This window comes from Streptomyces sp. NPDC006309 (assembly GCF_040613095.1).
GTDB lineage: Bacteria > Actinomycetota > Actinomycetes > Streptomycetales > Streptomycetaceae > Streptomyces.
This window is the reverse complement of the sequence record NZ_JBEXRO010000010.1, coordinates 1-14,457: the sequence shown is the minus strand read 5'-3', so window position 1 is coordinate 14,457 and position 14,457 is coordinate 1. Positions and strand designations below refer to the sequence as shown.

Genomic DNA, 14,457 nt, shown 5'->3' with positions numbered 1-14,457 from the left:
GCCCTCGGCGGGCCGCGCTCCGCAGCGGGCGGGAGGCCCGGTTCAGATACTTGCTCCGGTGGTATGCCGCGATCACCCGACCACCCGGGCAGGACGCGAGGTGCTGCCCCTCCCCCGTGGCGCGGTACGGGCGCCTCCCGCCCGCGCACGCATCCCGGGAAGGGGTGGACGGCCGGGGCGGGGTCAGGTCGGCAGGAGCGCTTCGATCTTGGCGATGACGTCGGGGGTGTCCGGCTTGACGCGTGAACCGATGCGGTGCGCCACCAGGCCGTCGGGCGAGACGAGGAACTTCTCGAAGTTCCACTCGACGTCTCCGGCCACCCCGTGCTCGTCGGGAGCGGCGGTGAGGATCTCGTAGACCGGGTGCCTCCGCGCGCCGTTGACGTCCACCTTCTCGAAGAGGGGGAAGGTGACGTCGTAGGTGGTCGAGCAGAACTCCCGGATCTCCTCGGGGGTGCCCGGTTCCTGTTCCCCGAACTGGTTGCAGGGGAAACCCAGAACGGCGAACCCGCGGGGCCCGTAGCGCCGGTGCAGTTGTTCCAGCGCCGCGTACTGCGGTGTCCGCCCGCACCGGGAGGCGACGTTGACCACGAGCAGTGCCTTTCCCCGGTAGGCGCTCAGGTCGCCGGGCTCCCCGGCGAGTGTGCGGACGGGAATGTCGTACAGGGTCATGTCGGTGTGTCGCTCCGCTCCTGTCGGGGTGCTCGTTCAGTCGGTCCGGGTGATGCCCGGGTAGGTCTTGCGGAAGGCGGTGACGACGGCATCGACGTCCTCGTCTGTCATGCCGGCGCCCAGACCGATGGTGACGGAGCGGCCGAGGAGCCCTTCGCTGATCCGGTAGCGCGGGGGGCGGTCCCACTCCACGCCCCAGGGCGTACGTCCCTCCCGCACGGCCCGGTTGGCCGTGACGGGCTGCCCCTGGTACATGGTGTGCGCCGGGATGCCCTCGGCGTTCAGGCCGGCGACGAAGCCGCGCGCCGCCAGGCGCGAGTCGAGGAACAGGGTGAGGTCACCGCCCGATCCTTCCTCGTCCGGCAGCCGCCGCCAGCGCACCGGCAGATCGGCCGTCTCCCCGCGCACATGGCGCGCCACGTCGCGCAGGCGCCGGCACATGGGAGCCAGCCGAGGGAGCTGTGCGGACAGGATGGCCGCGGTCAGCTCGGTCATGCGCTGGTTGGCGCCGATGAACGGCGGGCTGTCGGCGGTTCCCCGCGTCGCGCCCTTGGAGGTGGTGAACTGGCCGCCCTGGTCCTGGTACCGGGCCACCCGGTCGTACACGTCGGCATCGGCCACGGTGACCGCGCCGCCCTCGCCGGCGGTGATGTTCTTGTCGAGCTGGAAACTGAAGGCGCCCGCGTCGCCGAGGCTGCCGACGGGCCGTCCCCGGTAGCCGACACCGGCGGCCTGGGCCGCGTCCTCGATCACCCGCAGTCCGTGCCGGCGCGCGACCTGCGTGATCGGCCCCATGTCGGCGGCGGCGTTGTTGAGGTGGACCGGCATCACGCCCCAGGTGCGCTCGGTGATCTGCTCCTCCAGTTTCGCGGGGTCCAGCGTCAGGGAGTCGTCGACCTCGGCGAAGACGGGGATGCCGCGGGCGGCGACGACGGCGCCGACACTGCCGACGAAGGTCACGGCGGGCACGATCACCTCCGCCCGGGGCGGGATCGCGAGGCCGATCATCGCGGCGGTGAGCGCGGCGGTGCCGGAGGACACGGCGACCGTGTGCGCAACCCCCGCCACCGCGGAGAACGCGGCCTCGAACGCGTCGGTCCGGCGGCGCAGGTCCGGCCCGTAATAGCGGAACAGCGACCGGGACCGGATCACCTCCATGGCCGCGGCCGCCTCCTCCTCCCCCCACAGCGCGAGGGCCCGCCAGGTCTCGTACCGCATCCGCGGGCCGTCGCTCACGCGGCCGCCTCCGTCACCGTGTCGAGGTCCGTCGTGCTGTGGGCCACCACGAAGTCCTCCAGGAAGAGGTAGTCGAGCCGGCTGGGTCCGAAGAAGGCCAGCGCCTGTTCGGGGGTCTCCACGATCGGCTCACCGCGGTCGTTGAAGGAGGTGTTGAGTACGACGGGTACCGAGGTGAGCTCGCCGAACCGTTCCACCAGTTCGTAGAAGGCGCCGTTCGCCTCAGGGGTCAGCGTCTGGACCCGTGCCGTCCCGTCGACGTGGGTGATGGCCGGCACCTCCTGGCGCTTGTCGTCCCGCACCGGCGCGACGAGCAGCATGTACGGGGACTCGATGTCGAGGTCGAAGTACTCGGAGGCCCTGTGGGCGAGGACGGCGGGGGCGAACGGCCGGAACGCCTCGCGGTGTTTGACCTTGCGGTTGAGGATGTCCTTCATCTCCGCGCGGCGCGGGTCGGCGAGGATGCTGCGGTGTCCGAGGGCGCGCGGCCCGAACTCGGAGCCACCGGTGAACCAGCCTATGAGGGCGCCCCGTGGGAGGAGCCCGGCGGCCAGCCGGGCCGGCCGCGCCACGCGCCGGTGGGGCAGGCCGGAGGCGTCGAGGGCGGTCTGGATCTCCTCGGTGCTGTACGACCGGCCGAGGTAGATGTGGCGCTGGGGCCGCGGGGCCGTCTTCGGCGCCTTCGGGCCGCGCGGCCGCGGCTGCTCGCCGAGGACGTGACAGCCGTAGTACGCGCAGCCGACCGCGCAGCCGTTGTCGCCCGCGGCGGGCTGGGCGAAGACATCGGTGAACGGCGTCTTCCGCAGGATCTTGCCGTTCGCCACCGAGTTGAGGACCACGCCGCCGGCCAGGCAGAGGCGGGAGAGTCCGGTCTCCCGGTGCAGCCAGTGGGCGGCGTGCAGGACGGCGGTCTCCAGGAGGTCCTGCGCGGCCCAGGCGAGGTCGGCGCCCCGGGCGAAGCGCTCGTCCCCTTCGAGTCCGTCCAGGGCATGCTCGACGAAGTGGAGCAGTCCCCCGCTCTTCAGGTGCAGTCGGAACCGGCCCTCCGGCAGGAGGTCGAGGTAGCGGCGGAACTCCGCCCGGTAGCGGTCGGTCCCGTAGGGCGCGAGGCCCATGGTCTTGCCGTCCTCGGTCAGGTACCAGCTGCCCTCCTCGTAGAGGCTGAAGCCGATGGCCCTGCTGACCGCCTTGTACATGAAGCCCAGCGAGTGGTCGCTGTCACCGGCCTGGTAGACCTTGACCTCCCGCAGGCCGTCGGTGCTCCAGTTGGTCCCGTACACCTTGGAGATCTCGGTGATCTCCGTGCCGGTGCCGACCGACATGGTCATGGTCTCGACGCCTTGCCCCTCGAACAGGCTGCCCGCGCCGTCCACCACGAGGATCGCCGCCTCGGGGAAGGGCGAGGGATAGAAGGCGCTGGCGGCGTGCGCCATGTGATGCCGGATGAGCGTCGTCCGACTGCGGAACGGGAAGTAGCAACTGGGCAGGAGGGTGTCGTCCGCGACGATGGCCTCCACCTCACCGAGCCGGACTCCCCGGGTTGTCAGGCAGTACCGCCAGCACTGGTTCGCCAGTGAATTCACATTGACGGCGTATTTGCGGCGCGTGAGCCGCTCCTCTTCAATACCGACGACGATCTCACCGTTCTCGACGAGACAAGCCGAGAAGTCATGGTTGGAACCACCGAGCCCGAGAGCCAGCATACTGCCGTCCTTACTGCCAGTTCAGCCTACTGATTTGGCGAGCACGTGGACGTAACGCTACCTTGTTCCAACTGGTCGGCCATCAGGCGAATATGAGCCATCCTCCGGACGGATCGAGTCGCGTTCCAGCCGAAAGGCAGTGCCGCCGGTCGCGCGCATTGACCTTGCGTTCAGAGTGAACTTAGACTCGTCGGTCAACGGAGCGTCATGCGTGAAAACGACCCTGGGTTCGGTGATAAGGCATGGCCCTGAAAAGCGAGTTCCGTGAAACGATGTTCGCGCACCGCGACGGTCAGGACCGTCTCAAGCTCCTGATGAACGACATGGTCATCGAGGAGCAGTTGTGCCAGATGCGATGCTCCTACTGCCTCACCGAGGACTTCAATCTCCTCATGCAGGTCCCGGACGCGAGGCTGCGCCTGACCACCGACCGGCGCGCGGACTGGCATGAGATCCTCGACGCCTATCACCGTCATGTGGACAGCCCCATCATGCGCCTCAGCGGTGGCGAGTTCTTCTGGCTGAAGGGCTCCACCGAGTTCGTCGCGGAGTGCAGCGAGAAGTACGAGGTCGTGCAGGTCATCACCAACGGCGCCTTCCTGACGCCGCACCGGCTGGAAACCCTCGCCGAGCTGGGCAACGTCCAGCTGTGCCTCTCCCTTGACGGCCATACGCTGGAACTGAACGGCCACCGGCTGCCGCCGAAGCAGCACAAGCTCTTCGACGTCATCATGCGCCACCTGGACCACGCGGTGGAACTGGGCATCCCCATCGAGATCCAGTCGGTGCTCAGTGACCTGAACGCCGGCAGCCAGGCGGATTTCGCCGAGTTCCTGCTCGAACGGTACGGGCATGGCGTGATGCTCTACTTCTTCCCCGTACGCGGAGAGACCAGGACCACTCACGCGCCTCCACTCGGCGACCATTTCGCGCCACTGCTGGAACGCTACGACGAACTGGCCGCGGTCCTTCCGCCGCGCGCCTTCGTGGAACACATAGGCAATCAACTGAGCACCGGTGTCCGCACCCTGAGGTGTTACGCGACGGCCACCATGGTTCAGCTTTTCGGCCAGGGAGACGTCTCCTGCTGCCCGTACGCCTGGCTCAAGCCCATGGGAAACATAAAGGAGAGCCCCGAACTGATCCAGGAACAGTTCGGAAAGCACCAGCACTACGATATGTTCATGCAGTCCCGGCCCCGCTTTCCCTATTGCAAGAGCTGCACCGGACCGATCGACGTGGTCAACCTCTATCTGTTCGGGGGTATCTCCGAGGAGGAGATCGCGCGCTGTGCGCCGTACGCCGGACCCCGCGCTCTGGAACGGCTACGGGAGCTGAAGTCGGCGTTCACGCCGATCTTCGAGCCGGCCGGTGAACCGTCCGCCCACTGATCCCGCGGGCGGCGGAATGCCGGAGAACCAGAGCATACCGAGGCCTCGAGGAGAGCAATGATTTCCGTGGATGGGATTTCCGGCGACGACTTCGCGGGCGCCGGGCTGGAGAGGCTTCTCACGCTTCCGCAGCACGATCTGCTCACGCTCGCCGGGGACTGGCTCGGTGAACTGGCACCGTGGCGGAACGCCGAGACCCTGGCGGCGATCTCCACCACCATGGGCGCCGAGTCCGTCCTCTCCTCCCTGTTCGTCTTCGGGGAGCGGGTGGCGGAGTGCGACGTCCGCTCGCAGGTCCCCGGTCCGCTGCTCGATCTCCTCCTCCGCGCCCGGGTGCTCGCCGAGGATTCCGGAAAGGTGTCGGCCGACTACTGCCTGGTCCGCGGGGACGGTATGTCGCTGCTGGCCGCCTGGCGGGCGGCCGGACGGGACACCGGATCGTACGCGCCCTGGGTCGGCACCGACTCGATGACGCTCTCCCGTCTCGTGGCGGCGCGCCGCGGTGCGCGGTCGGCCCTGGACCTCGGGTGCGGCACCGGCATCCTCGGCCTGTCGGCGGCGAGGAACGGCGCCGAGGTGCTGTCGGTCGACGTCAATCCGGAATGTACGGCGGCTGCGACGCTCAACGCCCATGTCAACGGGCTGGGAGACCGGCTGACCGCCGCCGAGGGGGACATCATGTCCCTCTCCCTGGACTCCCGGTTCGATCTCGTCGTCTCCAATCCCCCCTGCCTCCCGCTGCGTCGGGGCTCGCTCGGCTGGCTGGCCGGCGAGGCCGGGCTGGACGGCCTGGAGTTCTTCTGGGAACTCCTGCGCCAGGTCCCCCGGCTGCTCACCGGGGACGGCGAGGCACTGCTCCAGGCCGCGGCCTACGGGGACGAGCGAGGGCCGTTCTTCGTCCCGGAGCTGGAGGCCGCGCTGCGGCGCCTGAAGGTCTCCGGGCGGCTGCTGCTGCGGCCCTCGACGCCCCCGCGCTGGCCGGCCTTCGCACCGCGCGACGAACAGCAGCGGCTCACGGGCCCGCTCGGCGACGAGGTCCGGGAGTACGTCACGCGGATCGGTGCCACGCACTACTACGGATTCGTCCTCTCGGTGCGACTCGGCGGCGAGGGCATGGAGGTGGGCCGCTTCCGGTGATCACCCGGGCGCGCCGAGCCAGTCCGGCCCCAGCTCGGCGCGTTCCAGGGCCGCGACCGCGTCGGTCGCCTCGATCAGGGTCAGGCGCGTGGTGTCGACCATCCGGACACCGGGCACTTCGGGCACCTCCGCGTCGAGGTGACGCTCGGCGAGCCGGCCCTCGATGAAGTGCCGGCCGCCCGCGTCCTTCTCGATCCGGGCGGCCAGTGCGTCCGCTTCGGCCCGTAGCCCGTAGTGGACCGGGTGCGCGCCGAGTTCCTCGAACACGTTCTGGAAGCGTTCGTAGACACGGCCGACGAGGACCACCCCGGTGACGATCACGACGCGCGCCCCCCACTCGCGGTAGACGGGCAGGGCGGCGCGCACGGTCGCGGCCATCAGGTCGTACACCTCCTCGCCGCCGTTCCACGGGTGGACGATGGGATCGCAGTCCATCGCGGCGGCCGGGACGCTGTAGCGGGTCACCAACTGGTGGCCCAGCCTGGTCTTGCCCACGCCCGGAGCGCCGGTGATCACCACTGCGCGCATCAGTTCTCACCCTCGCGGACGGTTCCGACCAGGCGGAAGCCCAGGTGAGGGACCTTGAGCAGTTTCGCACCGGAGTCGAGGTCCAGGAACTTCTGCTTCAGGACCGAGGTCACCTTGTTGACGTCCTCCCCGCCCGTGGCCTCGGTGAGTTGCTCACGCGAGACGATCTGGCCCGACCGGTCGGACAACAGGCGCAGCAGCTCCGCCTCGGCGTCGGTCACGGGCAGCGTCTTCGCGGGGGAACTCAGTGAGCCCTTCCCGTCGAGGGTGAGCACCTGGGTGTTCTCGGACGGCGTGACGTTCTTGAGGTAGCTGAGGGTCTCCACGAGCCGGGGGCGCCGCAGGGGGCTGGCCAGCGTGAAGCTGAAGCCGCGGGAGACCGCGGCCAGGACCTCGGTGGCGGAGATGCCGTCCAGTACGGCCACGGGGTAACCGCCCCCGCGCTTCAACTCCTCCATGGACAGGTCGTCCGGCCGGGCGGCGGCGACCCGGTGGAAGGAGACCAGCAGCGCGCCGGGCGGCGGGGCGTGGCCCGCTTCGGGGTCCGTCACATGCAGGGGGAGGCCCACCTCGGCGCATGCCTCCGTGAGGACCTCCAGGTCCGCCGGTATCAGGGACTGAGCCAGTGCGTACATGGGAAACCCTTCACAGAGCGGCGGGGCCGCGGTTGCCGGTCGGGTGGGGGGACGGTCAGCTGCGCATCAGCCAGACCCGTTCGGCGGCCGGAGATGCCGGAGCCGCCGCGCCCTGCGCGCCCTGCACCAGGCGCATGTCGTGGCGGCGGATGCGCTGGATGATGCCCTTGCGCACCTGGATGCGGTACGCGCCCAGCGCCTCGCGCTTGGTGAGCGCCGCCGTCTCGTCCACGGGCAGCAGCCGCGGGCGCAGTTCGCCGAGTCCCGCGTCGGCCAGGCGCGCGCCGAGCCGCTTCGCGGTCTCCTCCGCGGCGGAGAACAGGGAGTACGGCTGGTCCTCGTAGAAGGCTACCCGCGCACCACCGAGTCCGCCGCCGCGCGCCAGTTCCAGCACCGCTTCCCGGCAGGCGAGGTGGTCGACGTGACCGCCGACTCCCAGGGGCGCGTAGACGAGGCCGGCGCCGTCCAGGAGGGCTGCCAGCCGTTCCGTGACGGCGTCGAAGAGCTCCGGCTCTTCCCGGGCGAATCCGTCGGACCAGGCCGGGTCGGCGAAGAAGCGGTCCCGTCTGAGGTCGCGGTCGGCGGCGTCGACGAATCCCAGCAGCTCGACCCGGGCGCCCAGCACACGGGCGGCGACGGCTTCCTCCGCCAGCAGGAGGCGCTGGGTCGTCGCCGGGCGTCGGCCGTAGTACGGATCCCTGGTCCAGGTCTCGACGCTGAAGACGTCGAGGAACCGGCCTCCCTGCCGGGCCACCGTCCCGCCGAGGGCCAGGGCGGCGTCGTCCGGGTGCGGGGACACGATCACGGGCGGTTCCGGGACCGCGTGGCCGGCGGTGCGCGGGGGTGCCATGAGCAGCAGCCCGTGCCGACGCCAGAGGCCGATTCTCTCGCGGTCCGCCGCGGTGAAGCCGTCGAGGGGCCGGCTGCCGTCGCAGTGGGACAGCAGGACGGCGTCCTCGTCCGGCACGGGGCCGGGCACATCGACCTGACGTCCCATGAAACGGAGCCGGCCGTCGACTGTTTCCACGTGCGGCAGGACGGTCGGGCACCATGTGTCAGGAATCTCTGTCATGTAACTCCCGAGCCCGAGCGGTGACGAATCACAGACGCGATATGGGCGGAGCATACCGATCGCCGCCACACGCGCACAGGGCAGATTCCGGACCGGCAGAAAATGAGGGACGGGTGGCCGAAATCATTCTGCCGGGGCTGTTCTGATCTTTCTTCGCGGACCGCCGAGAGGCGGACTGGTTTCCGGTCATTCATTCCGTCCCGGAGACCGCTTCCGGCGACATCCCCCGGCCCGCGCCGCCCGCCGGGAACGCGCCGCGCGGCCTCGACTGGATTCGCACGTCAGCCGCCCCGCACCGGAGGAGTTCCGGGCCGCCCGACCGCACCAGGACGGTGACCTTCACCAGTACGCCGACATGGTTGAACACGCGCCGAACGCAGGGAATTGGCCATGCCGGCGGCCCGGTGACGGCGGCCCCATTGCGTCGGGGATCTTCTGCTGTAGCCTCAAAGTTGCGATTTGGCCTGCCGGAGCGATTAGAGGACGAGGCAGTGAATGGAGACTCGCGTACTACTTGTTCAGCAAGGAGTCTGGGGGAATTCTGCGGCCTCCATGCCGCTGGCCATCGGCTACCTGAAGGCGTACGCCGACGCCGATGAGCGCATTCGGCGGCGTATGGACATCTCCATCCGGAACTATCCCGGCGACGTCGCCCTGAACGCCATGTCCCGGGATCTCATCCGGGACGGGTGTCCCGACATCCTCTGCTTCTCCGTCCTCGGCTGGAACTACCGCTCCTTCGGTACCCTCGCGGAGACGTTCAAGCAGATGAACCCGCAGGGCTGGGTCATCTTCGGCGGCAACCACGTCGCCCACCAGGCCGAGCGGGTCTTCCGTATGTTCCCCCAGGTCGACGTGGTGGTGAACGGCGAGGGAGAGCTGATCTTCCGGGATCTGATGAACGGCTATCTCGACGGCGCCCGCCGCACCGGACTCCACGAGATCAGCGGCATCTCCTTCCGGGAGGCCGACGGGAACCTGGTCACGACTCCCGAGCGCGAACGTATCGAGGATCTCGAGATCCTGCCGTCTCCCATCCTGACCGGAGCGGTGCCGCTCGTCGACGAAAAAGGCCGTTTCCTCTACGACTACGCGCTCATGGAGACGAACCGCGGCTGCCCGTACAAGTGTGCCTTCTGTTATTGGGGAGGTGCCACCGGGCAGAAGATGCGGGCGTTCTCCCGGGAGCGGCTGCGCGAGGAACTCGAGGTGCTGGGGCGGCACGGCGCGGAGATCCTCATGCTCGCCGATTCCAATTTCGGCCTCTTGCGCCAGGACGAGGAATTCCTCGACGATCTGCTCCGGGTGCGCAGCACATACGGTTTCCCGAGGAGACTCGAAACCTCCTGGGCCAAGAACAAGTCTCCCGGCTTCTACCGCATCATGGAAAAGATGAAGCAGTCCGGGATGCACAGCGCCTTCATCCTCGCGCTACAGACGATGGATGATTCCGTGCTGGATCTCATGCGTCGGCGGAACATGAAGCTGAACGACTGGGAAAGCCTCGTCGCCTGGCTGACCGAACACGGCATCACACCGTATCTGGAACTGATCTGGGGAGCGCCGGGCGAGACGATCGCCTCGTTCCTGGACGGTTACGACCGGGCGGCACGGCATACGCCGTTCATTGCCGTCCATCCGCTGATGCTGCTGCCGAACACCGAGTACCACGACAAGCGGGAGCAGCACGGACTGGTGACCGTGCGCGGTGAGCAGGACGACTTCGACTACGTGCTCGCCCACAGGACCATGACGCTCGCGGACAACGAGCGCATGCTCCGCTTCATCTGCTGGAACCGGGTGCTGGCCCGGAGCCTGTTGCTGCACAACATCTGGGTCGCCCTGCGCGAGCTCGCCGGCATCCCCCAGTCACGCGTCATCCTCAGCTTCTCCGACTGGATCGAGCAGAGCGACGACCCCGAGGCCCGGCAGCTGCACGCGGTCGCCAAGCCGGCGGGTTCCGCCAGCGAACTGGTCGACCCCAACGTCTGGCGGCTGCTCACCAAGCGGCTGTTGCGGCAGTGGTGGCAGGAGGCCATGCGCCCCGACGTGCCCGAACACCTGCTGCCGCTCCTGGACGAGGTGTTCCGGTACGACCTGCTGTGCCAGCCCGTCCGCCCGCTGCCCGACGGTTCGGGTCCCGAGGAGGACCTCCCGGTCGTCACGAAGTACGGGGAACGCTGGTACCTGCGCAGCGACGCGGAGTTCACCCACCCCGTGCCCCGGTTGATCGCCGCGCTCCGGCGCGGCGAGACGGTGAGCACGCAGCCGGAGCGCCACACCGCGGACTTCTACTACCGCGTCGAGTTCGGTGGTGACCTCCAGCACTACTTCCGCATGGACCGCTTCCGCGGGCTGACCGAGCAGCAGCTCGACGAACAGTTCACGAAGGTTTGACCGAGACTCCGACCACGGGAGACGAGAGACGATGGATCGCGCCGGACTCATTCGAGAACTCCACGAGATCGCAGCGGGCATGACCAAGGGCGATCACCGGCAGGCGCCCGGGGAGGGCGACGCCAGCCTCGTGGAGCAGTACGGATTCAGCTCCCTGGACGCTCTGGAGTACCTGCTGATCCTCGAGGAGAAGTTCGATGTCGTCTTCGAGGACGAGGACCTGACGGAGGAGACGCTCTTCTCCATCGAGGGCCTCGCCACCTACATCATCGAGCAGAGGGCCGGCGAGAGCCGCTCCCTGACGTGACGGCCATGACGCCGACGGGCGCGCGGCCGGGTGGAGCGGCCGGCGGGGTATCGGTGAGTGTGGTCGTGCCGACCCGTGACCGGACCACACGACTGCTGCTCACGCTGACGGCCCTCGCACATCAGACCATGGACCGTGAGCGGTTCGAGATCATCCTGGTCGACGACGCCGACGCCGGCGAGGCACCCGGCCGCGGTGCCGTGGAGCAGGTGCTGTCGGCCGGACCGGCGGGGCTGCCGATCCGGCGGGCCGCCACGGGCGGGCGTGGTGCGGCGTGCGCGCGCAACAGCGGGGCACGACTGGCTCGCGGGGAGGTCCTGCTCTTCCTCGACGACGACACGCTCGCCACACCGGGGTTGCTGGAGGCGCACCTCGCGGCCCACGAGGACGCCGGTGCCGCCGTGGTGCACGGCGGCATCACCGATCTGTCCGCGTTCGCGCTGACGCCCGATCCCCGGCCGTTGCAGGCGGCGCTGACCGGTGCCCGGGGGCGGAGGATCGAGCCCGGTACCGTAGCCGGCCTCGGCTCCCGTGTCCCTCTCCTCGGACCGCGTCTGTCGTTCATCGAGAGGACCGCCCGCAAGGTGACGCAGTCGCCCGACTACGCCGCGCTGCGCTGGCTGACCTGCATCGGCACGAACACCAGCGTCCGGCGCACGGTGTTCGAACGGGTCGGCGGCTTCGACGAGCACTACGGAGAGCTGTGGGGCGGCGAGGACCTCGAACTCGGTCTGCGGCTCGCCGCCTCGGGCGGCACGTTCGCACCGCTCGACGCGACCGCGTACCACCTGCCGACGGTGCGCCGGGACACCGGCGACCTCCTGCCGAGGTTCTGGCGGCGGGTCGCCGACCGGCACGGCGACCCGCGCCTCGCGGAGGTGGGCACCTTCCTCGCCGGCCGGCTCTCCCTCGACGAACTGGCCCAGCGGCTCGCTCGTACGGACGGCGCCGTGGCATCCGGAACGGCGGTGTCATGACCACCCCGGAGGCGGCCACCGTGATCGTGGGCGGTACGGCCCCACAGATGCTGGACGGCCTCCGCTCCCGGCGGGACCTGTCCGTCCTGACCGCCGGTGAGACCCTGGGCGCCGCCTTCGTCGACGTGCTGTCCGCGGCGCTGGGCCGCCTGCCCGCCTCGCTGCGGGCCGGCGTCCCCGTGGTCATGGCGGCCACGGACTACTGCGTCTCGGCCACCTCCCGCTACGTCGGCCGGTGCGTGGAGGCGGAGGCGGGGGGCCGCAGGCTGCGGCCGTCCGAGGCCATGACCCCGGAGCCGGCGCAGCTGCTCCAGGAGCTGGCGGCGGCCGGTGACTGGGACGGGCCGGGTTATGTGCTGATCAGCCCCCGTGCGGCCACCTTGCAGGCGGTGCGCTGGGCATGGGGCACGATCTCCGCGGGGCTGCACGAGGCGATGGTCGTGTGCGAGCTGGTGCGCGATCCGCACGGCGACGGCTACCGGGTCGCGGCCGTCCCCGTGACCGCCGCCGGCAGCGCCCGCTCCTCACCCGCCGACGGCATCGGTGGCACGGGCGGCACCGGCCGGACGGCGCCGCGGCGCCCACGGCGGCCGTCGGGGTCGTCGGTGGTCCTCTCCGGCACCGGTCTGGTCACCGCCTTCGGTGACGGAGGAGCCGTGTTCTGGCGGAACCTGCTGGCCGGCGGACGAGAGCTCCGCGAGCTGACCCGGTTCGACGCGTCCCGCTTCCGCAGTACGACCGTGTGCCAGACGAAGGTGGAGGCGGAGCCCGGAGAGCCGACGCGGCGTGCGCTGGTCGACCGGGCGCGCGCCGAGGCGCTGCGGGAGGCCGGACTCGCGGAGCTGCCGGAGCGGACCCTGCTGGTGTACGCCGGGGTGGTTCCGCACCTTCCGCAGGTCAGCGACGCGCCCCGGATCGAGGAGATAGCGCTCGGGCCCGACTGGGACGGGGACGGCTCGGGCGTCGCCCCACGGAATGCGGTACTGATGGCACACGCCTGCGCGTCGGGTGCCTTCGGGCTGGCCATGGCGCGCGAGTGGCTGCTGTGCGGGCTGGCCGACACGGCGGTCGTCATCGGGGTGTCGGCCCTCAACGCGTACGACTACGCCTGCCTGGACGTGCTGCGCGCGACGAGTACGACCGCCGCCCGCCCGTTCGACGAGGACCGCTCCGGCGTCACCATCGGGGAAGGCGCCGGGGTGGTCGTGCTGGAGACCGCCGAGCGGGCGGCGGCCCGCGGGCACGCTCCCCTGGCGACGCTCAGCGGGATCTCCTGCCGGGTGGCGGGTCAGGGCATCAGCCGGCTCAACGCGCACATCGGCGCCGCGTGCATGCGGGAGGCGCTGGCCATGGCCGGGCTCACCACCGTCGACTACGTCCACGGCCACGCCCCCGGCACCCGGCAGGGCGACGAGGCCGAACTGCTGGCTCTGGACCGGATCGGCGCCGAGCACGGCTGGCGGGGCGTCCCGGTCAGTTCGTACAAGGGGGCGGCCGGCCATCTGCTGCACGCCTCGGTGTTCCCCGGCGTCGTGGTGGCGGTCCGGGCCCTGCGTCATGAGGTCCTCCCGGGCACACCCGGGCTGCGCAAGCCTCTCGACGCGCGGCATGTGCGGGTCCTGCGCGATCCGGAGCCCTGTGCCGGGATTCGTTCCGTGATGGTCGACAACTTCGGGTTCGGCGGCAACAACGCCGCGTTCCTCCTCACGGGGGGCGCGGCCGGGCGCATGGAGTGGAGTAGGGATGGCTGACGCGGTGCTGATGACACCACGGGAGATCCTCACCGGATTCTCCAGTGTCAACAATCAGAACGTCCTGATCAACGACGACGAGTACCTCCGCCTGGACCCGGCGATGCGCCTCTTCTACGAGAAGGTCCGCGAGAACCTGGGCGTGGCCTGCATCGCGGGCCACTTGAGGGCCTGCGGATATTCGGTGCGGGCGCTGAACCTGCACGGGCGCAACCCCAGCGACGAGGTGATCACCGATCTGATCCGGCGCGAGCGGCCCCAGTTCGTCGGCATCAGCATCATGTACGACCTGCACATCATCGACGCCGTCCGGCTCCTGCGCTGCGTCCGCGAGGCGGATCCTTCCGTCTTCGTCGCGATCGGCGGCGCCTTCTGCACGTACAACGCCAAACTCATAGCCGAGCGCATCCCGGAAGCCGACTGCGTGGCCTTCGGCGAGGGCGAACTCACCGTCGAAGGCGTCATGGAGTGCCTGGCCGCGGGCCGGGACTGGCGCGGTGTGCCCGGCCTGTGGTTCTGGCAGGACGGCCGCGTCCGCAGCAGCGGCCCGCCGAAACTCCCCGACCTCACCAAGGAACCCTGGCCCGCCCGCGACCTGCTCGTCCACCACCGCAAGCACGGCATCCCCACGCCCGTGGCGTCGACGTACAC

13 protein-coding genes are annotated in these 14,457 nt (G+C 69.9%); 7 read left to right on the top strand and 6 right to left on the bottom strand.

What is annotated here, in order from left to right; all coding sequences use genetic code 11:
* Positions 1-183: 183 nt before the first annotated feature.
* Genes ABZ117_RS15570 through ABZ117_RS15560 form a run of 3 tightly spaced genes read right to left on the bottom strand, consistent with a single transcriptional unit; the run spans position 184 to position 3,611 of the window.
* Complete coding sequence (locus tag ABZ117_RS15570; protein WP_356821016.1) at positions 184-672, bottom strand: glutathione peroxidase; 489 nt, start codon at positions 670-672, stop codon at positions 184-186.
* Between the two features lie 36 nt (positions 673-708).
* Positions 709-1,908, bottom strand: a complete 1,200-nt coding sequence (locus ABZ117_RS15565; RefSeq protein ID WP_356821015.1) for a DegT/DnrJ/EryC1/StrS family aminotransferase — start codon at positions 1,906-1,908, stop codon at positions 709-711.
* Entirely contained in the window at positions 1,905-3,611 is a 1,707-nt protein-coding gene (locus tag ABZ117_RS15560) for a carbamoyltransferase C-terminal domain-containing protein (RefSeq protein ID WP_356821014.1), read from the bottom strand. The genes ABZ117_RS15565 and ABZ117_RS15560 overlap by 4 nt, the downstream gene beginning before the upstream one ends.
* A gap of 242 nt (positions 3,612-3,853) precedes the next feature.
* Here ABZ117_RS15560 and ABZ117_RS15555 point away from each other — a divergent pair, with 242 nt between their 5' ends.
* Positions 3,854-5,002, top strand: a complete 1,149-nt coding sequence (locus ABZ117_RS15555) for a radical SAM protein (protein WP_356821013.1) — start codon at positions 3,854-3,856, stop codon at positions 5,000-5,002.
* Positions 5,003-5,059: 57 nt separating this feature from the next.
* Positions 5,060-6,139, top strand: coding sequence for a methyltransferase (locus ABZ117_RS15550; RefSeq protein ID WP_356821011.1), 1,080 nt, complete (start codon positions 5,060-5,062; stop codon positions 6,137-6,139).
* Here ABZ117_RS15550 and ABZ117_RS15545 read toward each other — a convergent pair whose 3' ends face one another.
* The 3 genes from ABZ117_RS15545 to ABZ117_RS15535 are packed head-to-tail and all read right to left on the bottom strand — an operon-like array spanning position 6,140 to position 8,374.
* Positions 6,140-6,667 (bottom strand): hypothetical protein, encoded by a 528-nt coding sequence (locus tag ABZ117_RS15545; RefSeq protein WP_356821010.1) that lies wholly within the window; start codon positions 6,665-6,667, stop codon positions 6,140-6,142. It abuts the gene before it with no gap.
* Entirely contained in the window at positions 6,667-7,302 is a 636-nt protein-coding gene (locus ABZ117_RS15540; RefSeq protein WP_356821008.1) for a hypothetical protein, read from the bottom strand. The genes ABZ117_RS15545 and ABZ117_RS15540 overlap by 1 nt, the downstream gene beginning before the upstream one ends.
* Positions 7,303-7,357: 55 nt before the next feature.
* The gene (locus ABZ117_RS15535) at positions 7,358-8,374 is read right to left on the bottom strand and encodes a PIG-L family deacetylase (protein WP_356821006.1); all 1,017 of its coding nucleotides are present in this window, start codon (positions 8,372-8,374) and stop codon (positions 7,358-7,360) included.
* A gap of 495 nt (positions 8,375-8,869) precedes the next feature.
* On the opposite strand from ABZ117_RS15535, the gene ABZ117_RS15530 reads away from it, so the two are divergent.
* The 5 genes from ABZ117_RS15530 to ABZ117_RS15510 all read left to right on the top strand — a co-directional run.
* The gene (locus ABZ117_RS15530; RefSeq protein WP_356821004.1) at positions 8,870-10,771 is read left to right on the top strand and encodes a KedN5 family methylcobalamin-dependent radical SAM C-methyltransferase; all 1,902 of its coding nucleotides are present in this window, start codon (positions 8,870-8,872) and stop codon (positions 10,769-10,771) included.
* Between the two features lie 79 nt (positions 10,772-10,850).
* On the top strand, positions 10,851-11,078 hold the full coding sequence (locus ABZ117_RS15525; RefSeq protein ID WP_356821002.1) for an acyl carrier protein: 228 nt from the start codon (positions 10,851-10,853) through the stop codon (positions 11,076-11,078).
* Between the two features lie 65 nt (positions 11,079-11,143).
* Positions 11,144-12,055: a glycosyltransferase gene (locus tag ABZ117_RS15520; RefSeq protein WP_356821000.1), complete on the top strand. Its 912-nt coding sequence runs from the start codon at positions 11,144-11,146 to the stop codon at positions 12,053-12,055.
* Complete coding sequence (locus tag ABZ117_RS15515; protein WP_356820998.1) at positions 12,052-13,806, top strand: beta-ketoacyl synthase N-terminal-like domain-containing protein; 1,755 nt, start codon at positions 12,052-12,054, stop codon at positions 13,804-13,806. The genes ABZ117_RS15520 and ABZ117_RS15515 overlap by 4 nt, the downstream gene beginning before the upstream one ends.
* A partial coding sequence (locus ABZ117_RS15510) for a cobalamin B12-binding domain-containing protein (protein WP_356820996.1) occupies positions 13,799-14,457 on the top strand: 659 nt, incomplete at its 3' end. The genes ABZ117_RS15515 and ABZ117_RS15510, both read left to right, overlap by 8 nt.